Source organism: Actinomyces israelii, assembly GCF_030253495.1.
GTDB classification, from domain to species: Bacteria; Actinomycetota; Actinomycetes; order Actinomycetales; family Actinomycetaceae; genus Actinomyces; species Actinomyces israelii.
Genome location: NZ_CP124548.1, coordinates 2358216 through 2381174, shown reverse-complemented (window position 1 = coordinate 2381174; position 22959 = coordinate 2358216). Strand labels below are relative to the sequence as shown.

23 protein-coding genes are annotated in these 22959 nt (G+C 74.4%); 10 read left to right on the top strand and 13 right to left on the bottom strand.

The genetic code is table 11. From position 1 onward, the window contains the following. The first annotated feature begins 109 nt into the window (after positions 1–109). The 4 genes from rplU (at position 110) to proB (ending at position 3591) form a co-directional block, all read left to right on the top strand. Positions 110–430: a 50S ribosomal protein L21 gene (rplU, locus tag AIF0345_RS09895; protein WP_043558352.1), complete on the top strand. Its 321-nt coding sequence runs from the start codon at positions 110–112 to the stop codon at positions 428–430. 65 nt (positions 431–495) lie between these two features. After that, positions 496–753 (top strand): 50S ribosomal protein L27, encoded by a 258-nt coding sequence (gene rpmA / locus AIF0345_RS09890; RefSeq protein WP_043558350.1) that lies wholly within the window; start codon positions 496–498, stop codon positions 751–753. A gap of 106 nt (positions 754–859) precedes the next feature. After that, on the top strand, positions 860–2449 hold the full coding sequence (gene obgE / locus AIF0345_RS09885; protein ID WP_285296065.1) for a GTPase ObgE: 1590 nt from the start codon (positions 860–862) through the stop codon (positions 2447–2449). After that, positions 2446–3591, top strand: a complete 1146-nt coding sequence (proB, locus tag AIF0345_RS09880; RefSeq protein ID WP_285296064.1) for a glutamate 5-kinase — start codon at positions 2446–2448, stop codon at positions 3589–3591. Before obgE ends, proB begins: the two co-directional genes overlap by 4 nt. Positions 3592–3627: 36 nt before the next feature. Here the strand turns inward: proB and AIF0345_RS09875 are convergent, their stop codons facing one another. From AIF0345_RS09875 to AIF0345_RS09865, 3 genes are read right to left on the bottom strand one after another with little or no spacing between them, the layout of a single operon-like run. Beyond that, positions 3628–4014, bottom strand: a complete 387-nt coding sequence (locus AIF0345_RS09875) for a hypothetical protein (protein WP_285296063.1) — start codon at positions 4012–4014, stop codon at positions 3628–3630. Beyond that, on the bottom strand, positions 4011–4784 hold the full coding sequence (locus AIF0345_RS09870) for an AAA family ATPase (protein WP_285296062.1): 774 nt from the start codon (positions 4782–4784) through the stop codon (positions 4011–4013). The genes AIF0345_RS09875 and AIF0345_RS09870 overlap by 4 nt, the downstream gene beginning before the upstream one ends. Next, positions 4781–5035, bottom strand: a complete 255-nt coding sequence (locus AIF0345_RS09865; RefSeq protein ID WP_285296060.1) for an AAA family ATPase — start codon at positions 5033–5035, stop codon at positions 4781–4783. Before AIF0345_RS09865 ends, AIF0345_RS09870 begins: the two co-directional genes overlap by 4 nt. A gap of 346 nt (positions 5036–5381) precedes the next feature. Between AIF0345_RS09865 and AIF0345_RS09860 the strand changes: the two genes are divergently transcribed. Next, positions 5382–6698 carry a glutamate-5-semialdehyde dehydrogenase gene (locus AIF0345_RS09860; RefSeq protein ID WP_285296058.1) on the top strand — a complete coding sequence of 439 codons (1317 nt, stop codon included), beginning with the start codon at positions 5382–5384 and terminating at the stop codon, positions 6696–6698. A gap of 7 nt (positions 6699–6705) precedes the next feature. Then, the gene (locus tag AIF0345_RS09855; protein ID WP_285296056.1) at positions 6706–7077 is read left to right on the top strand and encodes a hypothetical protein; all 372 of its coding nucleotides are present in this window, start codon (positions 6706–6708) and stop codon (positions 7075–7077) included. A 32-nt stretch (positions 7078–7109) separates the two neighbouring features. Here the strand turns inward: AIF0345_RS09855 and AIF0345_RS09850 are convergent, their stop codons facing one another. The 10 genes from AIF0345_RS09850 to AIF0345_RS09805 form a co-directional block, all read right to left on the bottom strand. After that, a complete protein-coding gene (locus AIF0345_RS09850) occupies positions 7110–7775 on the bottom strand; it encodes a response regulator transcription factor (RefSeq protein WP_043558337.1) in 666 nt (221 codons plus the stop codon). Continuing rightward, a complete protein-coding gene (locus AIF0345_RS09845) occupies positions 7772–9244 on the bottom strand; it encodes a sensor histidine kinase (protein ID WP_285296053.1) in 1473 nt (490 codons plus the stop codon). Before AIF0345_RS09845 ends, AIF0345_RS09850 begins: the two co-directional genes overlap by 4 nt. Next, positions 9241–10632 carry a UDP-glucose dehydrogenase family protein gene (locus tag AIF0345_RS09840; RefSeq protein ID WP_285296051.1) on the bottom strand — a complete coding sequence of 464 codons (1392 nt, stop codon included), beginning with the start codon at positions 10630–10632 and terminating at the stop codon, positions 9241–9243. The genes AIF0345_RS09845 and AIF0345_RS09840 overlap by 4 nt, the downstream gene beginning before the upstream one ends. Positions 10633–10643: 11 nt before the next feature. Further along, positions 10644–11690: a phosphotransferase gene (locus AIF0345_RS09835; RefSeq protein WP_285296049.1), complete on the bottom strand. Its 1047-nt coding sequence runs from the start codon at positions 11688–11690 to the stop codon at positions 10644–10646. After that, a complete protein-coding gene (locus tag AIF0345_RS09830) occupies positions 11675–12817 on the bottom strand; it encodes a phosphotransferase family protein (protein ID WP_285296047.1) in 1143 nt (380 codons plus the stop codon). The genes AIF0345_RS09835 and AIF0345_RS09830 overlap by 16 nt, the downstream gene beginning before the upstream one ends. After that, positions 12814–14616, bottom strand: a complete 1803-nt coding sequence (locus AIF0345_RS09825; RefSeq protein ID WP_285296046.1) for an ABC transporter ATP-binding protein — start codon at positions 14614–14616, stop codon at positions 12814–12816. Before AIF0345_RS09825 ends, AIF0345_RS09830 begins: the two co-directional genes overlap by 4 nt. After that, entirely contained in the window at positions 14613–15746 is a 1134-nt protein-coding gene (locus AIF0345_RS09820; protein WP_285296044.1) for a glycosyltransferase family 4 protein, read from the bottom strand. Before AIF0345_RS09820 ends, AIF0345_RS09825 begins: the two co-directional genes overlap by 4 nt. Then, entirely contained in the window at positions 15746–16963 is a 1218-nt protein-coding gene (locus tag AIF0345_RS09815; protein WP_268917471.1) for a glycosyltransferase, read from the bottom strand. The genes AIF0345_RS09820 and AIF0345_RS09815 overlap by 1 nt, the downstream gene beginning before the upstream one ends. After that, a complete protein-coding gene (locus AIF0345_RS09810) occupies positions 16960–18162 on the bottom strand; it encodes a glycosyltransferase family protein (protein ID WP_268917472.1) in 1203 nt (400 codons plus the stop codon). The genes AIF0345_RS09815 and AIF0345_RS09810 overlap by 4 nt, the downstream gene beginning before the upstream one ends. 124 nt (positions 18163–18286) lie before the next feature. Then, positions 18287–19063: a DeoR/GlpR family DNA-binding transcription regulator gene (locus AIF0345_RS09805; RefSeq protein WP_273166196.1), complete on the bottom strand. Its 777-nt coding sequence runs from the start codon at positions 19061–19063 to the stop codon at positions 18287–18289. 326 nt (positions 19064–19389) lie between these two features. Here AIF0345_RS09805 and nadD point away from each other — a divergent pair, with 326 nt between their 5' ends. From nadD to AIF0345_RS09785, 4 genes are read left to right on the top strand one after another with little or no spacing between them, the layout of a single operon-like run. Further along, positions 19390–20070, top strand: coding sequence for a nicotinate-nucleotide adenylyltransferase (gene nadD, locus AIF0345_RS09800; RefSeq protein ID WP_268917474.1), 681 nt, complete (start codon positions 19390–19392; stop codon positions 20068–20070). Beyond that, positions 20063–21811, top strand: a complete 1749-nt coding sequence (locus AIF0345_RS09795) for a hypothetical protein (RefSeq protein WP_285296041.1) — start codon at positions 20063–20065, stop codon at positions 21809–21811. Before nadD ends, AIF0345_RS09795 begins: the two co-directional genes overlap by 8 nt. Positions 21812–21852: 41 nt before the next feature. After that, positions 21853–22239 carry a ribosome silencing factor gene (gene rsfS / locus AIF0345_RS09790; RefSeq protein WP_268917476.1) on the top strand — a complete coding sequence of 129 codons (387 nt, stop codon included), beginning with the start codon at positions 21853–21855 and terminating at the stop codon, positions 22237–22239. Positions 22240–22249: 10 nt separating this feature from the next. Further along, on the top strand, positions 22250–22900 hold the full coding sequence (locus AIF0345_RS09785; protein WP_043558315.1) for a histidine phosphatase family protein: 651 nt from the start codon (positions 22250–22252) through the stop codon (positions 22898–22900). Positions 22901–22959 lie beyond the last annotated feature (59 nt).

The window sequence follows — 22959 nt, the reverse complement described above, 5'->3', positions numbered from 1 at the left end:
GGCCGATCGCATAAAGTTGTTCGCCGGTGCGTCATGCGCCCTGCCAAGGAGATCGTCTTCCGGTGATGGAGCACAGGCTCCCCGGGTACGGTCCGAAGTTCCGACAGAGATGAGCATTCAAGTGGTCTACGCGATCGTCAAGGCCGGCGGCCGTCAGGAGAAGGTCTCCGTCGGCGACGTCGTGGTTGTCGACAGGCTTGCCGGCGAGATCGGCGACGAGATCTCCCTCGCCCCCGTCATGCTGGTGGACGGCGACAAGGTGACCACTGCCGCCGCCGACCTCGCCGCGTCCTCCGTCACCGCCGAGATCGTCGGCGAGAAGAAGGGGCCGAAGATCAATATCCTCAAGTTCAAGAACAAGACGGGGTTCCGCAAGCGTCAGGGGCACCGCGCCAAGCTCACGGAGATCAGGATCACCGCGATCAAGTGACCACTGCCGTGGCGCGCCGCCCCTCCGGGGCCGGCGCGCCGGCCTTAAGAGAAAGAAGCCTCACCATGGCACACAAGAAGGGTCTTGGTTCCTCCCGCAACGGCCGCGACTCGAACGCCCAGCGCCTGGGCGTCAAGCGCTTCGGCGGTCAGCTCGTCAAGGCCGGCGAGATCCTCGTCCGTCAGCGCGGCACCCACTTCCACCCCGGCAAGAACGTGGGCCGCGGCAATGACGACACCCTGTTCGCCAAGGCCGCCGGCCACGTCCAGTTCGGCACCCACCGCGACCGCAGGGTCGTCAACGTCGTGCTTCCCGAGGCCTGAGCCTCCCACCACTCGGTTCCGCGAGGGCGAACGGCTGCTGCCGTCCGCCCTCGCGGCATGTGCCCCGCCCGCCCCCAGCTCGCCCCGCGCCTTTGAGGAGAACCGCATGCCCAGCTTCATCGACCGAGTGATTCTCCACGCCTCGGGCGGCGACGGCGGGCACGGCTGCACATCGATCCACCGCGAGAAGTACAAGCCCCTGGCCGGGCCCGACGGCGGCGACGGCGGGCACGGCGGCGACGTCGTGCTCGTCGTGGACCCGCGGGTCACGACCCTGCTGACCTACCACCGCTCCCCCCACCGGTCCGCGGGCAACGGCACCCCCGGCATGGGCGGCCGGCGGCGCGGGACGGACGGCGAGGACCTGGTGCTGGCCGTCCCCGATGGGACCGTGGTCAAGGACTCCGACGGCCGCCTCATCGCCGACCTCGTCGGGGAGGGCGCCAGCGTCGTCGTGGCCGCGGGCGGCGTCGGGGGGCGCGGCAACTTCTCCCTGGCCTCCTCCAGGCGCAAGGCGCCGGGTTTTCACCTGCTGGGCGAGCCCGGCCAGGCCCGGGACGTCGTTCTGGAGCTCAAGACCATCGCCGACGTCGCCCTCGTCGGCTATCCGAGCGCCGGCAAGTCCTCCCTCATCGCCGCGCTGAGCGCCGCCCGGCCCAAGATCGCCGACTACCCCTTCACGACGCTGGCGCCGAACCTGGGCGTCGTCGAGGCCGGCGAGTCCCGCTACACGATCGCCGACGTCCCCGGCCTCGTCCCGGGAGCCGGCCAGGGCAAGGGCCTCGGCCTGGAGTTCCTGCGCCACATCGAGCGCTGCGCGGTCATCGTCCACGTCCTGGACTGCGCGACGCTCGAGCCCGGCCGCGACCCGCTGTCCGACCTGGACACCATCGAGGGCGAGCTCGCCGTCTACGCGGCCCGCCTGGCCCAGGAGGAGGACGACCGGGCCCTCACCGGCCGCGCGCCGCTCATGGAGCGCCCGCGCGTCGCGGTCCTGAACAAGATCGACGTTCCCGAGGCCGCCGAGCTCGCCGACTTCGTGCGCTCCGACGTCGAGGCCCGCGGCCTGCCGGTCTTCGAGGTCTCCGCCGTCGCACGCAGGGGCCTGCGCCCCCTGTCCTTCGCGCTGGCCGAGCTCGTGACCCGGGCGCGGTCCGCCGCCCCGGCCTCCGGGGGCGCCGCCGGCGCCGAGGCGCACCGGCCCGTCATCCGCCCGGCGGCCGTCGGACGCCGGGGCCGGGAGCCCCTGGCGACGGTGCGTCTCATCCGTCACCCTCACGAGGGCGATGTCTACCAGGTCCGAGGGGACAGGCCCGAGCGCTGGGTGAGGCAGACCGACTTCGCCAACGACGAGGCCGTCGGCTACCTGGCCGACCGCCTGGCCGCCGGCGGCGTCGAGGACGAGCTGGTGGCCGCCGGCGCGCACGCCGGGGACACCGTCCTCATCGGGCCGGCGGACGGCGGAGTGCTGTTCACCTGGGAGCCGACCATGACGACCGGGGCCGAGCTGCTCGGGGCCAGGGGCACCGATGCGCGTCTGGAGGACCGCCACCGGCGCACCAATGTCGAGCGCCGCACCCAGTACCACGCGCGCATGGACGCCAAGGAGGCCGCCCGCCGGGAGCTGCGCGACGAGGCCGCCGAGGGCATCTGGACCGACGCCGCCGACTACTCCGGCGGCGAGGACGACGCATGAGCCCGGCGGGCTCCCGGCCCACGCGCCTGGCTGACGGGGCGCGCCTCGTGATCAAGGTCGGCTCGTCCTCCCTGACCCGCTCCGACGGCGGCCTCGACCTGAATCGCATCGACATCGTCGCCGGCCTCGTCGCCGCTCTGCGCGGGCGCGGCCACGACGTGGTCCTGGTGTCCTCCGGGGCGGTGGCCGCGGGGCTGGTTCCCCTGGGCATGGCCCGGCGCCCCGGCGAGCTGCGGCTGCTGCAGGCCGCGGCCTCCGTGGGCCAGGGGCGCCTGGTCTCCCGGTGGCAGACCGCGATGAGCGCCTACGGCGTGGTGACCGCCCAGGTGCTGCTCACCGCTCAGGACGTCGCCGTGCGCAGCCACTACCGGACCGTGCGCGCCACCTTCGACGCCCTGCTGTCGATGGGGGCGGTGCCCATCGTCAACGAGAACGACGCGGTGGCGACCGCCGAGTTCCACCTCGGGGACAACGACCGCCTGGCCGCGCTCGCGGCCCACCTGGTCACCGCCGACGCGCTCGTGCTGCTCACCGACGTCGATGGCATGTGGACGGCCAGGCCGGGCACGCCCGGGGCCGGGCCAGTGCGCTACGTCGAGGCCCCCGACGAGCTCGGCGCGGTCGACGTCGCCGGGCGCGGCGGCTCGCTCGGCACGGGCGGGATGCGCACCAAGGTCCAGGCGGCGACGATCGCCTGCGCCTCGGGAACCGCCACGATCATCGCCTCGGCCGACGACGCCCCGCGTCTGCTGGGGGGCCGGGAGGTGCCCGCCGACCTGGGCACCTGGTTCGCGCCCACCGGCCCCCACCGCCCCAGCAGGCGGCTGTGGATGGCGCACGCCTCCATCCCCGAGGGGCGGGTCGTCATCGACGCCGGCGCGCAGCAGGCGATTACCGTCGGCAAGAAGTCCCTCCTCCTGCCGGGGGTGACCGGCGTCAGCGGGGACTTCGAGTCCGGCGCGGTCGTGGAGATCGTGGGCCCCGTGGGAGCCGTGGCCCGGGGCATCTGCCGCTACTGCGCCTCCGAGCTCGAGGAGGTCCTGCAGGCGCGCCGGGAGGGGGGCGCCGACGCCCTCGACCACGTCGCCCCCGTCGTCCACCGCGACGACCTCGCCGAGCTCCCGCGCACCGCGGGCGCATAGGCTCCGGCGGGCGCCTCCGGACGCCCGGCGCGCCGGTCAGCCTCCCGCCGAGACGGTGAGGAGCCGGCGGCGAACTGACTCCAGTCGTGCCACGGTGCGGCGGAGGCTGGGGCTGCGCTCCTGCGCCTTGACCACGTTCCAGCGCTCACGGGCGAACTCATTGAGACAGGACACGTAGAGTGGTCCAGGGGCGCCGTCGATGCGGACCATGCTGTCGCGCACGTGATGCGAACGAGACGACGCGCATAGACGGAGCAGCTCCCGCTTGGCGTGGGGCAGCTCGTCTGGCGACCCGGGAACCTTCCTGACGAGGCAGGGGCGCGAAAGCGTGAGGTGGACGTGCCTGAGCAGAGCCTGGACCATCCCCGTGTCCGACTCTCCTTCAACGGCAACGGCGACGTAGACACGGAGGTCTTCGGTCATCGGCGGTTCCGTACTGCCCGGACCAGCCCGGTGAGGTCCTCGGGAGCGATCAGGCCGTTGACGACGTCAGATGCGGTCAGTCCCAGAGCGAGATCGTCCATCGCCTCTTGCGAAGAGGACAGGAGAGCCGCGCGTGAGCCGTCGTCCGTGACGCGAAGGACGAGGACCTCACTCGGACTGATGCCCTCGTCGTCGAGGATCTCAGGGGCATGGGTGGACAGGATGACCTGAAGGTCCGAGGAGCGCCGTGCCTGGGCGAGCATCGAGGGCAGGATCCTCACGATTGCGCTGTTGAGCGAGAGCTCGGGCTCCTCCAGCAGCAGGATCCCGGGGCTTGTCGGTGTCTTGATAATGGCCCACAGAAGTCCGATGAGCCTTAGCGTGCCGTCGGAGAAGTCCGCCTCGTTCTGTCTCGATGGCGCTGAGCGCCAGTTCTTGTAGCCCGCGATCAGGTGAGGTCTGCCGGCGGGGTCACTCTCGATGGTCAGGGAGACGAAACCGGGGACAGCCGCGCGCAGAGCCTCCTGCATGCGTCTGAGCCACGCGTCGCGGGTTCGAGGCGCGGTCGCATTCATCTGGACGATGAAGTCGCTTCCGAAGGGATCGTCGTTGGCGACGAGGGCGCGTGAGGGGTCACGGATGATCTGCGGGACGAGGTGGAAGTACTGGACCCGGTCGAAGTAGTCGACGACGGGACGGTTTCGCCCTTTCCCCTCACCCTTGACGGAGAGCCTGTACCGCCATGAGTCCTGGCCGTCCTGCAGCCTCACGTCAACGACAAGGCGGCCTTTCGCATTGGTCCGGGAGAACAGGCTGCGGACCTTCCCCAGCCCGCCTCGGCGCTCGATCGCGGAGGCGAGCCCGCCCCCTGGCCGACGATGTCCGCCAGAAAACGGAAGACATCGAGGAGGTTGGACTTGCCGGCCGCGTTGGGGCCCACGACGAAGAGGCGCTCCCCGACGTCGAACTCCACATTCTTGAAGTTCCGCCAGTTGCTTGCTGCCAGGTGCGTGATCCTCATGGACGGTGCTCGCCCTCCCTGCTCGATGCTCAGAAGAATCCTACGGCGGATGACGGTGGGTGCAGCGGCGCAGGACCCGCGGGCGCCACTGCGCGCCCCTCAGCTCCACGGACAGGGGCGAGGGCACTCGACCGCGGGTGGTGGTGGTGTCGACCCACGGCGAGCGATGCGGATGCTCAAGCCATGGGCGGAACGGCCAAGCGCCCTCGCCCGATGAATCCTACCGCGTCTTTCCGCGGCATGGTAGCCGGAACGCAGTCCTTGTCCGAAGCGAGAGCGAAGATCCCGCTCAGGGCGTGCGGCGCACGCCCTCCCGCGGCGCGGGCCCGGCACGTATGGTGCTGCCATGAGCGCTACTCCCAGCAGCCCCCGCCGGCAGGACGCGACCGACCTGGTCGCGCGCGCGGCCCGAGCCGCCCGCTGCGCGCAGCGGACCGTGGCCGGGGCCCGCCGCGAGGTCAAGGACGCCGGGCTGCACGCCATGGCCGATCGTCTCGGGGAGGCCGCCCCGGGCGTCCTGGCGGCCAACACGGCCGACCTGGAGCGCGCCCGCACAGCGGGCATGCGGGCGGGCCTGATCGACCGTCTGACCCTGACCCCTGAGCGCATCGCCGCCATCGCCGGCTCCCTGCGCGAGATCGCCGCCCTGCCCGACCCGGTCGGCGAGGTCGTCGACGGCCGCACCCTGCCCAACGGCCTGCGGGTGCGCCGCGTGCGGGTCCCCGTGGGCGTGGTCGGCATGATCTACGAGGCGCGGCCCAACGTCACCGTGGACGTCGCCGCCCTGACGCTGAAGTCCGGCAACGCCGTCGTGCTGCGCGGCGGCAGCGCCGCCGAGCGGACCAACGCCGCCATTGTGGGCGTCCTGCGCGACGCCCTGGCCTCCGCCGGCCTGCCCGCGGACCTGGTCGCGACCGTCGACGCCGCCGGCAGGCCGGGGGCCGAGGCGCTCATGCGGGCCCGCGGCCTCATCGACGTGCTCGTCCCGCGCGGCGGGGCCGGGCTCATCAGGGCCGTCGTGGAGCAGTCCGCGGTGCCTGTCATCGAGACCGGCAGCGGCAACTGCCACATCTACGCCGACGCCCGTGCCGACCTCGGGGCCGCCGTACCGATTATCGTCAACGCCAAGACCCAGCGCGTGGGCGTGTGCAACGCCGCCGAGACGCTCCTGGTGCACCGCGACGTCGCCGACCGCCTCCTGCCGGCCGCGGCGGCGGCGCTGTGGGAGGGGGGCGTCACCCTCCACGTGGACGCGGCCGCCGAGGCCGTGCTGCGCGCCCCGGCCGCGCGGGCCGGCCGCGGGGATCTGCTGGTGCCCGCCACCGAGGAGGACTGGGCCACCGAGTACGGCAGCCCCGACCTGGCCGTGCGCGTCGTGGCGGACCTGGAGGAGGCCGTCGACCACATCGCGCGCTGGTCCACCGGGCACACCGAGGCGATCCTCACCCAGGACGTCACCGCCGTGAACCGCTTCACCGGGGCCGTCGACTCCGCCGTCGTCATGGTCAACGCCTCGACCCGCTTCACCGACGGCGGCCAGCTGGGCCTGGGCGCCGAGCTCGGCATCTCCACCCAGAAGCTCCACGCCCGCGGCCCGATGGGACTGGCGGCCCTGACGACGACGCAGTGGATCGTCGAGGGGGACGGGCATGTGCGCCCGTGAGCGGCTGGTGAGACGCGATCGCGGCCGGGTGATCGCGGCGGCCGTGACGGTGACCGCCGCCGTCGCCCTCGCCGGCCTGGCCGCGCTCGTGCTGCGCGGACCCTCCGAGCCGGCCGGCGAGCCGGGGATCACCATGACGCCGGCGCCCCCGGACGCGCGGGCCTCCTCGTCCTCGGTCCCGGAGACGACGGCGTCCCTCAGGGCGGCGGCCTCCGGCGCGGCGGACACCCTGGGGACGGCGGACTCCCCGGGGGCGGCGCCGGCCTCCCCCGTCGTCGTCCCGCCCCCGCCTCCCCAGGACCTGTCCCCGGACGAGCCCGACAACGACGACGACCTCGGGAAGGAGCCCGAGGACCGCGACGACGGCGACGGCGACTGACCCGCCGGCGCGCGGGGGCGGCCGACGGGCGCCTACACGAGCCGGTAGCCGACGCCCCTGACCGTCTCCAGCCGGTCCCTGCCGAGCTTGCCCCGCAGGTAGGAGACGTACACGTCGACGACATTGGACCCCGGGTCGAAGTCCAGCCCCCACACCCGGGCCAGCAGCTGCTCGCGGCTGAGGACCTGGCCCGGGTGGCGCATGAAGGTCTCCGCCAGCGAGAACTCCCGCGCCGACAGGTCCACCCAGCGCCCGTCAACACTCACGCGCCGGGTGCGCAGGTCCAGGGCCAGCCCGCCGTGCTCGAGCAGGGTGCGGTCTGCGGCGCTCTCCGCCGTCGGCGGGTGCAGGCGCAGACGGATCCTGGCGACGAGCTCCTCGAAGGAGAAGGGCTTGGGCATGTAGTCGTCGGCCCCGTTCTCCAGGCCCGCCACGCGGTCCGACACCGAGGAGCGGGCCGTGAGCATAATGATGGGCGTCCTCACGCCCTGTCCGCGCAGGCGCTCCAGGACCTCGAAGCCGTCGATGTCGGGCAGGCCCACGTCCAGCAGGATGAGGTCGACGCCTCCCTGGAGGGCCGTCTCCACGGCCTCGCCGCCTCGCGCCACGACCCGGGGCGTGAAGCCCGCCGCCCTGAGTCCCTTGGTGAGGAAGGAGGCGATGCGGGCCTCGTCCTCGACGATCAGCACAGTGCTCATGGGAGTCCTCCTGACTCGTGGTGCGCGTCCTGGTGAGCGTTCCCGGCGCCGGGCTCCCGTATCGGCAGGCGCAGCGTGAACACGGATCCTCGCCCGGGCCGGGAGGCGATGTCGAGCCTCCCGCCGTGGGCGGCGGCGATGTTCTCCACGACGCTCAGCCCCAGGCCCGTCCCCTGCGCCATGGCCGCGGCCTCCGGGAGGCGGGTCAGGCGGCGCCGCACCCTGGCCAGGTCCTCCGGGGCGATGCCGATGCCCTGGTCCTCCACCCGCAGGAGCAGGCTGCCGTCCTCCGTCTGCGAGCCCAGGCGGATCTCGGAGCCCTCGGGGGAGTACTTGACCGCGTTGCCCGCCAGCTCCAGCCACGCCTCGGTGACCCGGGTCGGATCGAGCAGCGCCGTCGCCGCGGCGCTGGACGCCAGGGTCCACTTCCGCGGCCCCAGCGCGCGGGCCTTGTCGAGGACCTGTGTCGTCAGCGCGGCCACGTCGGTGGGCGCGGGGGAGACGAAGTCGCTGCTCGAGCTGCGGGCGACCTCCAGGAGCCCGGCGACCAGCGTCCCCATGCGGTCGAGCTCGTCGATGGTCAGGTCCCTGGTCTGGACGACGTCGTCGGGGTCGGCGGCGTCGATGAGCTCCAGGTGGCCGCGCACGACCGTGATCGGGGTGCGCAGCTGGTGGCCGACGTCGTCCAGGAGCTCGCGCTGCGCCTCGACGGAGCGCTGGACCCGGTCCAGCATCCGGTTGACGGCGCCGGCCAGGGCGGACAGGTCGTCGCGCCCGCGCACCGGGACGCGGGTGGTCAGGTCGCGCTCGTCAATCGCCTCGGTGGCCCGGCGCAGCTCCTCGATGGGGCGCAGCAGCCGGGCGACGCCGAACCACGACAGCGCCGTGACCAGGGCGACCGTGACGGCGGCGGCGCACGCGTACAGGCCCATGGTGCGCCGCAGCTCGGCCTCCGCGGCGCCCAGGTCCACCAGGCGCGCCAGGGCGGCCCTGTGGGTCCCGTCGTCGAGCGGCACGACCAGCACCCGGTGGCGTCCCGAGACGGTCTCGACGGTCTCGATGACCGACTCCTCCGAGGCCGACAGCGCGAGCAGCCGCTCCAGGAGCGCAGGATCCGCCTGAGGGGACGGCTCACCGCCCTGGGCGGAGACCCACCGCAGGCTGCCGTCGACGATGCCGAGCTCCTCCTCGGAGGGGGGCAGGGAGGAGCGCTCCAGGTGCGCCAGGACGACCTGCGAGGGGCCGGCGAGGGCGTGCCCCGTGGCCGGGTCGACGCCCTTGTCCGCCAGGCGGCGCAGCTCGGTGCGGGTCAGCGCCAGGCGCGTGTCGATCTCGCCGTGGAGGCTGCGCAGGCCCAGGACCCACACCGCCGCCCCGGAGGTGAGCAGCGCGACGGAGGAGACCAGGACGACCGTCCAGATCAGCCGGGTGCGGATCGTGGCTCGGGAGACCGCGGCGACGAGCTTCATCCGACTATTGTGCCCGCGCAGCGCCGGGGCGTCGGCACCCTCCGCTGCTGGGGCGGGCGCGGGCGGCCGATCCCCCGGTAGTCCCACCCGGCCCCCGTCCACCGGGAGGGGACCAGGGCGTTGCGCGCGTCGATGATGACGCGGCGCGCCACCCGCCGGGCCGCCGCCGCGGGATCCAGGCCGGTCAGCTCCTCCCACTCCGTGCCCAGGATGACCAGGTCGGCGCCCTCCAGCGCCACCAGCGCGTCCGGCTGCGCTCGCAGGGCGGGGCGGAGGCCGGACAGGCCGGGCAGGCCCTCGGGGTCGTGGACGGTGACGTCGGCGCCGGCGTCCGCCAGGCGCAGCGCCACATCGAGGGCGGGGGAGTCCCGCAGGTCGTCGCTGGCGGGCTTGAAGGTGATGCCCAGGACCGTCACCGCCCGTCCGGCGGGATCACCTCCCAGGGCGTCCAGGGCCATCCGCGTCACCAGGTCGCGCTGTCCCCGGTTGATGGCGTCGACCTGCTCCAGGAACGAGGCCAGCTCCGTCACGCCCAGCTCGGCGGCGCGCGCCCCCAGGCCCCGCAGGTCCTTGGGCAGGCAGCCGCCGCCGAAGCCGATTCCCGCCCGCAGGAACTGCCCGCCGATCCGCTCGTCGCGCCCGATCGCGTCCGCCAGCACGGCGACGTCGGCCTCCGCGGCGGCGCACACCGAGGACATCGCGTTGATGAAGCTGATCTTCGTGGCGAGGAAGGAGTTCGCCGCCGTCTTGACCAGCTCGGCGGTCTGGTAGTCCATCTCCAGGCGGGGCACGCCGGCGACGAGGAGCTCGATGTACACCTCGTCCAGCAGGGATCGGGCCCTCGCGGCCTGCGCGGCCCGGGCCGGCAGCCCGTAGACGAGGCGATCGGGCCGCAGGGTGTCGGCCACTGCCGTGCCCTCGCGCAGGAACTCGGGGTTCCACACGACCAGGGCGCGCCCGGCCAGGCGGTCGGCGACCCGGGCCGCGGTTCCCACGGGCACGGTCGACTTGCCGACCACCAGCGGCAGCCCGGCCAGGTGCCGGCGCCGCGGCAGTGCCGCGGCCAGGGCATCGACCGCCTCCCACAGGCAGCTGAGGTCTGTGCCGCGGCCGGACGGGGACTGGGGCGTGCCGACGGCCAGGAAGTGGACCGCGGCGCCGGCGAGCTCTGCGCGGGCGGGATCATCGGTGTACCGCAGCCGCCCCTCCCGCGCGCCCCGGCGCAGCAGCTCCTCCAGGCCGGGCTCGTAGAAGGGCGACTCGCCGCGGGCGAGCGGCGCCAGCCGCGCAGGGTCGGTCTCGACGCCGAGGACGTGGTGGCCGAGCTCGGCCATGGCCGCGGCGTGGACGGCCCCAAGATATCCGCAGCCGATCACTGTCAGTCTCATCGTGGCCTCCATCAGGTGGTATGGGTGGTAGTGGTGTGCAGGGCGTGGTGCGTCCAGGCGGCCAGCCACGCTCCTGCGCCGGGGCGGAAGACGTGGACGAGGGCCAGGCGCAGGAGCGACGCGTCCCGGTAGGCGCGCAGCCGCCGGGAGTTGGTGGGCAGCCGCGCCGCCACGCCGTCGAGAAGACCGAGGACGCGGTCGTGGGCGGCGGCGCCCAGGCGGCCCTGGACGCGCATGAGGTCGACGTGCGCGACGAGGTTGCCCAGGTCCAGGGCCGCCTCCGCGGTGGCGGCCGTGTCCAGGTCGAGGAGGGACAGGTCGCGCCCGTCCCACAGGAGCTGGCCGTCGTGCAGGTCGCGGTGCGAGACGACGGGGGGGCCGCCGGCCTGCCCCAGGGCGGCGCACGCGCGCTCGACCTCCCGCTCGATCCGGCCGCGGCCGGCGAGGGCGTCGAGGACGTCGAGGGCCCCCGCCGCGCGCGTCCGGTCGAGCCAGGTCCGCAGCACGGCCGCCTCGTGCGCGGCGGTGTGCTCGGGCAGGGAGGCCGTGGCGCGGACGGCGGCCGGCCACGCCCGGGCCAGCCGCTCCCAGCCCGCCATCCCCTCCTCGCCCAGATCGTGCAGGGGGCGTCCGGGCAGGAGCTCGAGGTCGATGCGGGACGCCCCGCGCTCGACGACCTCGGCGGTGCGCAGGCCGGCCCGCCGGAAGGGGCTCAGCGCCTCGGGGGGCGCCAGGCGGCGGGCGCGCCCGAGGCGCACGAGCTTGCGCACCCGGGAGGCGCCGACGACGACCGCGCGGCGCCCGAGCCTGTGGACGACCAGGTCGCCGTCGGCCTCGGGGGACAGGGCGGGCAGGGCGGGGTCCGTGGCGTAGGGCGCGAGGGTCCACCGGCCGGCGGGGCCGATGCGCCCGGCCCGCAGCAGGCCCTTCCCGTCCACGGCCTCGAAGGCGATGCTGCCGTCCTCCCGCGGCCAGGCCCGGCGCAGGCCGGGAACCCGGGGGAGGACCGACGCCGGGCTCCGCCGCGGCGGGGTCAGTGCCGTCAGTGCGCTGCGCATGTCTCCTCCAGCTCGTCCAGCCTCTGGCCGATGCGGGTGCGCCACAGCGGATCGGCGTGTCGCAGGGGCTCGACCAGGCGGGCCATCCGGGCGTGGGCGATGCCCGCCCGCAGGCGGGCGCCGTCCGGCAGGTCCCCGCCGGCGTCGGCGTAGCCCTTCAGGAGTGCGGCCCCGGCCTCGGGGCCGACGACGGCGAGGCAGGAGCCCAGGTCGAGCTCGGCGGGCGCGAGTCGGGACCTGTCGAAGTCGGTGAGCCACACGGCGTCGTCATCGAGCCGGACGAGGACCTGGTCGGGGGTGAAGTCACCGTGCGCGAGGACCCGCCGGTCCCGGGTCAGGCCGGGGAGCCTGCGGCCGAGGGCCTCCACCCGTGCGGCCAGCGGCGGCGCCAGCGCCCGCAGGACCGAGGCGTGAGCGGCCCCCGGGCGCCCGGCGGGCCTGCCGCCGGGCAGCCGCCGGGCCGCCTCGTCGGGCAGACGGCCGGTCAGGGCGTGCAGGGCCGCCAGCCCCGCTCCGGCCGCGGCGGTCGCCTCGAGACGGGACGCCTGCTCCAGGTCGCAGTCGCCCACGAGCCTCAGGGCGCTGACGTGCACGGGCGGGCCCGCCTCGGCCCCCGGGAGACTCACGCGCTCGGGAACCGGGACGCGGCCCTCGAGGAAGTCCCGCAGGAGGATCTCGTCGTCCTGGGGCGTCGAGGTGATGCGCACCACTCCGACGGCGGTCCGCATGACCAGGCGCCGCAGCGGGTTGTAGCGCAGCACCTGCGCGTCGTCGGGCTCCAGGAGCCCGCGGCGCACGGCCGCGCCCACGTGCTCGGCCAGCGCCGGGTCGGCTGCGAGGCGGCCGACCTGCAGGGTCATCCCGTCGCCGAGCTCGCGCTGCTCGGTGCACCGGCCGCGGCGGCGGGCGCGCCTGGCGGCGTTGTCGGCCTTGACGCGGCTGACGGGCCACAGCAGCCGCGCCCAGCCCACGGGCCGGGAGTCGCCCGCATCCTCCAGGCCGACCGTCAGCGACACGTCCGGCTTGATGCGCAGGCGCGCCGCGCGGACCGGATGGCCGATGAGGGCGGACAGCCGGCCCTCGTCGAGCACGGACTCGACGGCCGTGAGCGTGGTGGGGGCGTTCATCTGACCTCCTGGTAGGCGGGCCCGCGTCGGGCCGTGCCCGCGCTCGCCCAGGCGCGGAAGGCGTCGGAGCGCTCGAGCAGGCGCCCGGGGGAGCCGTCGAGCCCGATCCGGCCGTCCTCGATCCACACGACCCGGTCCGCCCGCAGGGCGACGTCGGCGTCGTGGGTGACGACCAGCGTGGTCCTCCCGCGGGCGAGGCGGTCGACGGCGTCGAGCACGAGGGCGCAGGCGGCGGGATCCAGCCCCGTGGTGGCCTCGTCGAGGACGACGATCGGGGTGTCGCGCAGCAGCGCCCGGGCGATGGCGATGCGCTGGCGCTGCCCCCCGGACAGGGTGTCGCCCCGCTCCCCGACGGCCGTGTCGTAGCCCCGGGGCAGGGCGAGGATGAAGTCGTGCGCGCCCGCCCGGCGTGCGGCGGCCTCGGTCTCGGCGTCGCTCGCGCCGGGGCGCCCCATGCGGATGTTGTCGCGCACCGTTCCGGTCAGCAGGACCGCGTCCTGGTGGAGCACGGCGACATTGGCGCGCAGCTCGCCCAGGTCGAGCTCGGGCAGGGGGCGACCGTCGAGACGGACCGCGCCCGCCACCGGGTCGAGGGCGCGCACCACCAGGGAGACCAACGTCGACTTGCCCGATCCCGAGGGGCCCACGAGGGCGACGTGCTCGCCCGGGGCGATCCTGAGGCTCACCCCGTGCAGCACCTCGGTGCCGTCGTACTGGGCGACGACATCTCGGAAGTCGAGCCCGCCCCGGGCGCGCCCCAGCGGCGCAGGGGCCGCGGGCGAGACGATGTCGGGGCGCACCGCCATGAGGTCGGCGACGCGCTCGCCCGAGGCGGTGGCCCGGGAGATGCGCCCGGTGTACTTGGCCATGTCCCGCAGGGGCTTCATGGTCGTGCGCAGGTAGGTGGTGAACAGGACGAGGTCCCCGGGGGTCATCGCCCCCTGGAGCACCCGCAGCCCGCCGCCGACCATGACCAGGGCCGTGGCCAGACCGACCAGCACGTCGGTGGAGCGCTCCAGGCGCGCCGCCAGCCGCAGGGAGCGCACCCCGGTGCGCAGCGAGGTGCGGTTGGCGCCCACGAATCGCTCCAGGATCAGCTCCTCCAGGCCGTAGGCCTGCACGACCTTGATGGTGGCCAGCGCCTCCTGGGCGGTGTTGGCGAGCTGCCCCTCGCTCTTGCGGGTGCGGCGCGACGCCGACGTGATCCGCCGTGAGCTCCCCGAGGAGGTGAGGAGGAAGGCGACCACGGCCGCCACGACGACGACCGCCAGGAGCGGGTCCAGGACGACCATGACGCCGAGCATGACCAGCAGCGTCAGGACGTTGGCGGCCAGCGGCAGGCCCGCGGTGACGGCGACGTCCTGCATCCGGGCGATGTCGGAGACCAGGCGCTGGACGGTGTCGGCGCTGCGGTTGCGGGCGTGGAACTGCTGGGACAGGCCCGCCACGTGCCGGAAGACCCGCGCCCGCAGCGCGACCGCCGTACGGGACCCGGCCAGCGCGAAGGACACGGTCGCCAGGTAGTTGCACAGCGCGCGCATGGCCACGATCCCGATGAGCACGATCCCGCAGGCCACCAGGCCCAGGACGCTCGCGGGCGCGTAGCCGGTGCGGGTCCCCAGCGAGGACAGGACGGAGTCGAGGACGATCTTCAGCGGCCAGGGCTCGAGCACCCGGAAGACGACCTCGGCCAGCAGGGCGAGGGTCCCGCCCGCCACCAGCAGCGCGTGAGGGCGCAGGTCGGGGCCGACCAGCCGCAGGGTGCGCGCCAGCGCCGAGCGGCGGACGTGCGCGGTCATGGCTCGACCCCCTCGTCCTGGCGCACCCGGTCCAGCACCGTGGCGACGACCCGCTCCCAGCCGTGGCGCTCCTCGGCGCGTCGGCGGCCCAGGGCGCCCAGGCGGGCGCGCTCGTCCGCGTCGGCCGCCAGGGCGTCGATCGCCCCGGCCAGCCGAGCCGGGTCTCCGGGCGGCACCAGCACGCCGACGCCCTGAAGCATCCGCGGCAGCTGCCCGACGGCGGAGGCGACCACCGGCAGGCCCGCTGCGAGGTACTCCAGGACCTTCAGAGGGGAGAAGTACTGCTCGTCCGCCCTGCCCAGGTCCGGGTAGGGGGCCACGCCGAGGGCGGCCCCGGCCAGGTGCGCGGGCACATCCTCGGGGGGCACGGCCCCGCGGAAGTCGACGTCGAGCCCGAGCTCGTCGGCCAGGGCGCGCAGCGCGGGCATCTGCGGGCCGTCTCCGATGACGCGCACCCTCCACGGCGCGCGGGCCGTCGCCGCGGCCCGCAGCAGGTCGTCCACGCCGTGCCAGGGCTTAAGAGTCCCGACGAAGGCGACGACGACGCCGCGGGGGTCCTCGGGGAAGGGGCCGATGCGCTCCAGGGACACTCCGTTGGGGACGGTCAGGGCGCGGGCGCCGGGGACCAGGCGCTCCACCCACCGACGCACCGGGTCGGAGACGCACGCGGTCAGGCGCGCGCAGCCGGCCTGGGCGCGCAGGGCGCGCAGCGCGGCCCGCTCGTTGACCAGCACCCGGTGCTCGCGCTGCTCGTCGATGAGGGGGGCGTTGACCTCCAGCACGCCGCGGGCCGGGCTGGAGCGCGTGACGGCGGCCAGCGCCGTGGAGAACAGGGAGTAGCGCTCGTAGACGAGGTCGGTCCCGCCGGCCAGGACGTCGTGGGCGATGCGCCGGGAGATCCCGGCCTGCTCCCGCTCCCGGCGGGCGGGGTCGCTCGCGCGCACCGGCGCCTCGACCACCTCCAGGTCCGCCAGGTCGGCGGGGACGAGGCTCCCGCGGCGGGCCGCGTGGACGACCACCTCGTGGCCGGCGCGGCGCAGGGCGCGCACCACCTCCTGGACGTGCACGCTGGCGCCCTTGGAGCCGAAGACGGGCACGCCGGGATCGGCGCAGATGTAGGACACGCGCATCAGCGGGCCTCCCCGCGCTCGGACTGCCAGGCGGACAGCACCGCCGCCTGCTCGCGGGAGTCGAACTCCTCCTCGATGAGGGCGCGGGCCCTGGCCGCCAGGCCGGCGGTGTCGACCAGGCCGGAGGCGAGGTCCCGCAGGGCGCGGGCGAGCGCCTCGGGCTCGCCCGCCGGCAGCAGGATCCCGGTCTCGCCGTCGCGCACCACCTCCGGCACGCCGGTGACGTCGGTGGCGACCACGGGCGTCCCGCAGGCCATGGCCTCCAGGACGACCGTGGGCAGGCCGTCGATGTTGCCGTCCTCGGCGGGCACGCAGGGGACGGCCAGGACGTGGGAGCCGCGCAGCAGGGCGCGCACCTCGCTCTGGGTCAGGGCCCCGGGAAGCCGCACGCGCTCCGTCAGCCCCAGCGCGCGGGCGCGCGCCGTCAGGGCGTCGCGTAGCTCCCCCTCCCCGGCGATCACCGCCGTGACCGGGACGCCGGCGCCGGCCAGGGCCGCGAGCGCCTGAAGGAGCACGTCGAATCCCTTCTTGGGCACGAGCCGGCCCACCGCGGCCACCCGCAGGGCGGTCCCCGGCCCGACGGGAGCGGGAGGCCGGTAGGGGAAGCGGTCGAGCTCCAGGGCGTTGTAGCGCAGGGTGATGCGCGCCCCGCTCCCTTCCAGCGTCGCGCGCAGGTGGCGCTCGTTGAACCGGCTGATGGCGATGACGCGGTCGGCGTCGGAGCACACGCGCCGCAGCCACACCGGGTCGACGTCCCGGTGGTAGATGTCCTTGGCGTGGGTGGTGACCGTGTAGGGGATGCCGGTCAGGCGCGAGGCGATCCAGGCGGTGCGCCCCGCCAGGGAGGCGAAGTGCGCGTGCAGGTGGGTGACGGCGTCGGCGCGGGCTGCCGCCGCCAGGGCGACGCCCTGGGCGACCTCGTCCCCCGGCAGGCCCGTCAGCTCGGGCATGATCCGCGCCAGGCGCGCGCGGGCAGCGGCGTCGGGAAGCGAGGCGGTCAGCAGCTCCCACAGCCCGGACGCCCTCAGGGGGCGGGGCACCCAGGTCACCGGTGCGCGGACCCGGGCGATCTCGGGGTGGAAGCGCGAGTCGCCGGTGGGGCGCAGGGCGTAGATGCTCAGGTCGTCGCCCAGCGTCTCGCGGGCCAGGATCTCGGTGACGATGAAGGTCTCCGAGAAACGCGGGTAGACCTTGAGGACGTATCCGGTGCGGTTCATGAGGGCTGCTCCTCGGGGGCTCGGCGGGCGGTGGTGCGGTCGGGGCGGAGGAGCGCGGCGGCCCGGGCGGCCGCAGCTCGCAGGCCGTCGCGCCGCAGGCGGGTGCGCAGGACCCGGCGGCCGACCGCCTGGGCGGCCCAGCGGGTCAGGGCGCCGGTGTCGAGGTCGGCCGAGCGCATGACGTCCACGGCCCCGGCGCGCATCAGGGCGCGGGCCCGGATGAGCTGCTCGCGCCTCGGCTCCTCGCGGGGCACGATGAGGGCCGGAGTGGAGGAGGCCAGGACCTCGCAGGCCGTGTTGTAGCCGCCCATGGCCACCACGGCGGCGGCCCGGTCGATGCGGCGGCTCAGTCCCGGCAGGCACCGGTGGATCTCGGTGCCCGGCCGGGCCCCGGCGCGCACGGCCTCCAGGTCGGTCTCGGCGAGCTGGGGGCCGGTGACGAGCACGTGCCGGTGGCCGGGCGGGGGGGCCAGGGCGGCGGCGGCCCGCAGCAGCCGGGGGCCGTCGGACCCCCCGCCGGCGGTGGTCAGGATGAACGGCGGGCCGCCTGCGCGGTGCTCGGGGTCCAGCAGCGCGCGTCCTTTGGCGAGGTAGCCGGTGAAGACGGCGCGGTCGTGCAGGACGGCCGGGACCTCCCCGGTGGCGACGGCGTCGTGGACGCGCCGGTCGCCGTAGACCCACACCTCGTCGATGAGTGCGCGCAGGGCGCCTGGCTCCTCCAGGGCCCGCCACTCCGCGGCGGCCGCGTCGGGGGCGTCGAGGACCTCGCGCAGACCCAGGACGATGCGGGTCGCGGGGCGGTCCTCGCGCAGGCGGCGCAGCGGGGCGCGCAGCTCGCGGCGCACCCCGTACAGGTGGCGGTCGATGATGACCAGGTCGGGGACGAAGTCCGCCAGGGCGGTGGCTACGAGCGCGGAGCGCAGATCGGCCAGCGACTGGGGGGTGTCGCGCAGGCGCCTGGGGCGGTAGCCGTCGGGATCCTTGGTGAAGCCCGGCAGGATGAGCCAGTCGAAGCCCGGGGGCAGGCGGAAGGCGGCGGGGGGCGCCAGGCCCGCGACCAGCAGGCCGGTGACGCTCGCACCGGTCAGGTGGGGCAGGTCGTGGGCGAGCCGGTGGGCGAGCGCGAGGTTGCGCCGCAGGTGGCCGAGGCCCAGCGCGTCGTGGCTGTAGAGCACGATGCGGGTGGTGTCCTGCCTCATGCGCCTCTCCTCTCCCGGCCCCGTTCGTGGCCTGTGGGATCAGGATCGGCGGGCGCCAGGAGATGGTGATGAGACGATCATGAGAGAGTTCTCAGGAACGCCTGCGGCCGCGGCGCGGCTCGGCTCAGGCGAGCCGGACGTCGATGCCCGACTCGCGCACGGCGGCGACGTCCTCCGGCGCGGCGTCGGTGTCGGTGATGAGCAGGTCGATGTCGGGCGTCCTGCAGATCAGGGCGAAGGCCGGTCCGGCGAGCTTCGTGTGGTCGGCGACGACGACGGTGCGCCGCGCCGTCCTGACAAGGGCCGCACTGACGGCGGCCTCGTCCTCGTGCGAGGCGTAGGCGCCGTCGCGGTCGAGTCCCTCGACGCCCAGGAAGAGGGTCCTCACCGCGATCTGGGGCAGGATGAGACCGGCCAGGGGTCCGGTCAGCTCGAAGGAGCGGGCCCTGGCCGCGCCGCCGATGACGATGACGCGCACCGCCTGGCGCACGATCAGCTCGCCGGCGATATTGACGGCGTTGGTCACGACCGTCACGGGGCTGTCCGGGTCGGTGAGGCCGGGCAGGAGCACGATCTCCCGGGCGACCTCGGTCGTCGTCGTGCCGCCGCCCAGGCCGATGACGTCGCCGGGGCGCACCATCCGGGCGGCAGCCCGCGCGATGCGGATCTTCTGGGCGCCCATGCGGGTGGTGCGGTAGCGCAGCGGGAGCTGGGCGGATGTCGGGTTGGCGGAGGCGCCGCCCCGGGTGCGGGTGACGAGCTGCTGCTCGGCGAGCAGGTCGAGGTCGCGGCGCGCCGTGGCGGCCGAGACGCCGAGCCGTTCGACAATGTCGTCGATGCGGACTCCGCCCTCCTCGACGACGATGGCCAGGATGGCGGACAGACGCTCGTGGCGGCTCATCGGGTCTCCTTCGCGCGGCTCCCTGAGACCGCGCAGGAGGGGCGTCGACGAGGCGGTCGCGGTAGTGCGCGGTATTGTGGCGGTAGGCAGCATAGGGCACGCCCGCGTACCGGTCGCGCCGACGGGACTGACCGGCGGACGGCGGCCCGGGGACGGGACCTGCCGGAACGAGGAGGAGCCGGGCGACACCGATCACGCTTGTGCGCATGGCTGGCGTGGCACGCGTCGCGCCGCGCCTTGTCCGTGGCAGTATGGGCGCGTCCGCGCACACGGCTCGCAGTGACCGGAGGAGCAGCAGTGCCGAAGAGCAACAGGGGGTGGTGCCGATGAGCGACGTCTCGCGCCAGCTGCGCATCGGCATTATGGGCGGCACCTTCGACCCGATTCACCACGGGCATCTCGTTGCGGCCTCCGAGGTCCAGCACGCCTTCGGGCTCCACGAGGTCGTCTTCGTGCCGACCTGGAATCAGCCCTTCAAGAAGGACCGGCACGTCACCCCGGCGGAGCACCGCTACCTCATGACGGTCATCGCTACCGCCCCGAATCCGCATTTCACTGTCTCCCGGGTGGATATTGACCGGGGCGGCACGACCTACACGATCGACACGCTCCACGACGTTATTGCCGAGTATCCCGGTGCCGAGTTCTACTTCATCACCGGAGCCGACGCCCTGGCGCAGATCCTGACGTGGAAGGACAACCAGAAGATCTTCGACCTGGCCCACCTGGTTGGTGTCACGCGTCCCGGGCATGTCTTAACGGATACGGGCCTGCCTGGGGATACTGTGTCGTTGGTGGAAGTGCCCGCGATGACGATCTCGTCCACGGACTGCCGCAGTCGGGTGGCCCAAGGTATTCCCGTCTGGTATCTCGTACCCGACGGCGTCGTCCAGTACATCCGCAAGTACGGTCTTTACCGCACGGTTGAGCGTTCGGCATCGACGACGTCGATGACCGCTCGCGTCGCACGGGAGCAGTCCCTGAGGAAGGAGAACGACGGTGAGTGATCCCACCGACGTCAACCAGAGCCAGCCTGACGCCGCAGATGATCGCACCGGCACTCGTCGCAGCCGCCGGGCGATGCGGCAGGCCGAGCGCGCTGCCGAGCGCGAGGCCATCCTGACCGGGCAGCAGCCTCTTCTGACCCGACGCGAGCTCAAGCGCCTGCGTCAGGAGGCTGCGGCGCTGCGCGCGGCTGTCGCCTCGGGGGAGATCACCCCCGAGCAGGCCAGAGCGCTGCAGGACCCGCTGGCCGAGCAGCCCATGATCGGGTCCCCCAGCCTGGAGGCCGCGGGGAGCCACGCGGCCCCCTCCGGCCCGTCCGGCACCGGAGCCGGCGAGCCCGCGGTGCCCGGGTCCGCCTTCCGCGGCGATGGCCTGCTCGATGCTCCGGGACGGCTCGCCCCGAGCGGTCCGGTCGCCCCGGCGTCGTACGACGAGGCGGAGGCGGCCCGCGTCCTGCAGTCCCCCGGCCGGCCTCTGACGTCCGGGGCCTCCGGGGTGGAGGGCCCGGACGGCGCGACGGCCTTGCCCGGCGCCCGGATGGTCGGCGGCGAGCCCGGGGCCTCGCCCGTGAGCCCGGCGACGTCGTCGGCTCCGCACTCCGAGGAGGGCGGAGCGGATACCTGGCGGGCGCGCCCCTACGCGCCCGAGCCTGCGATGCGGACGTCAGCGCCGTCGGCCCCCAGCCCTGTTGGCGAGGCCGCGTTCGGGCAGGGGACGGCCCCCGGCGGCCCGGGCGGCGAGGCTGCGCCCTTCACCTCCGGCACCGGGGCCGTGCCCGGGACGGAGAGGACCTTCACCGAGCCGGCGCCGCAGGTCGCCAACGCCTCACTGTCCGATGACGACATCGAGGACATCTCCGCCCAGCCGACCGGTGTGATGAATGCTGTGGAGACCTCGGCGCTCTCACCCCTCCCTTCGGCCTCACGGACGGATGAGCCGGCCGGTCTGCCCGAACGACGCTCTCTTTTCAACCGCGACGCCTCAGCGGACAGCAGGACGGGGGACTCCGCTCCGGCCCCTTCGGGCGCCGACGGGTACGGGTCGGGTGGGCCGGCTCCGGCCCCTTCGGGCGCCGACGGGTACGGGTCGGGTGGGCCGGCTCCGGCCCCCTCGGGCACAGACGGGTACGGCGTGCCCGGGAGCGCCGATGCCGGAAGCCTGCCCGAGTGGGCCACGCAGCCGGCCGCCGGCGGGCCGCCGCGTCGCCCCACCGTGAGGATCCCCAACGCCGCCCAGGGTGTGCGCACGGTCGACACCAGCACCGGCGAGCTCAGCGAGGTGCGCCCCATCGACGACGAGTTCGACGGCATCGACAATCCCCAGTGGCGCATTCTGCGGCCCGAGGGCGCTCAACCGGATGTCCCCGGCGCGTCCGAGGCCGCCGTCGAGGAGCCCGCACCCGCGCCCGCACCCGCGCCCGCGCCTGGGCCCGCCTTCACCCCGTACGAGTCCATGCCCGAGCCTGCGGCCCCCGAGCCTCAGCTCTCCGGGCCCGGCGCGGCGGCGCCTGCCGACTCCGAGGCGAGCTGGAGCGCGCCCGGCCCGGCGACGTCCCCGATGCGACCGGTTGCCGAGCCGCCGAAGACGTCGAAGATGGGCAAGATCCTGCTCATCGCCCTGCTCGTCGCCGTCGTCGCGCTCGTGGTGCTCGCCGTGGTGTGGTTCTTCCTCAACCGCGAGGGCGCTGGCTCGGCAGGTGCTTTCGACTCCATTTCCGCCTGGACACCGCTGCTGGATTGCTAGGCTGACGGGCTGAAGCCCGTCGCCCGTCTTCAAGGAGTTCCGTGCCCGCCACCGACCATGCCGTCGCCCTGACCCGTGTCGCCGCTCGCGCCGCCGCGCAGAAGAAGGCGGACAACATTATTGCGATCGACGTCTCCGGGCGGCTCGCCCTGACCGACGTCTTCCTCATCCTCTCGGGCGACAACGACCGTCAGGTGCGCGCCCTCGTCGACGCGATCGATGAGGCCGTGCTCAAGGCCGGAGTCAAGCGCAGGCAGCGCGAGGGGCTGGAGGAGTCCCACTGGGTGCTCATCGACTACTCCGACATTATCGTCCACGTCCTGCAGGCCGAGGACCGCGAGTACTACTCGCTGGAGCGCCTGTGGAAGGACTGCCCGCTCATCGATCTGCCTGAGGATGTTCTGGCCCCGGCCGGCGCCGTGAGCTGAGGGGCCCTCCATGGCGCATCTCGTCTTGTGGCGGCACGGCCAGACCGATCACAACGTCGCGGGCAGGGTCCAGGGGCGCGTCGACATCCCCCTCAACGAGGTCGGACGAGCCCAGGCCGTGTCGGCGGCCCCGAGGCTGGCGGCCCTGAGGCCGAGCGTGATCGTCTCCTCGCCCCTGCAGCGCGCACGGCAGACCGCCGAGGCGCTGTCCGCGGCGACCGGTGTGGACGTGCGTGTCGATCAGGGTCTTGTGGAGCGGTCCTTCGGCATGTGGGAGGGACTGGAGCGCGCCCGGATCGAGGCGGGCTGGCCGGAGCAGTTCGCCGTGTGGCGGGCCGGCGGGGACCCGGCGGGCGTCGGGGTCGAGACCCGCGGCGATGCTGCCGCCCGGGTGGGGGCGGCGCTGGGGCGGATCGCCGCGGCGGCCGGTGAGGCGACCGTCGTTGTCGTCGCGCACGGTGCGGCCATCACCCTGGGCACGACCCGCCTCCTGGGCCTCGATCCCTCCGCGTGGTTCGGGCTGCGCGGCCTGGACAACTGCCACTACGCGGTGCTCAGCAGCACCGGGCGGTCGCCGGGATGGAGGCTCGAGCACTGGAACAGCGGTGAGGAGCGGACGGGCTCGGGGACCGGCGGGGCGATCGGCGGGTTCCTGTCCTGATGCCCGGCCGCGGCGGGAGGGCCGGGCCGGGGGTGAGGTACCGCACGCGGGAAGGATTT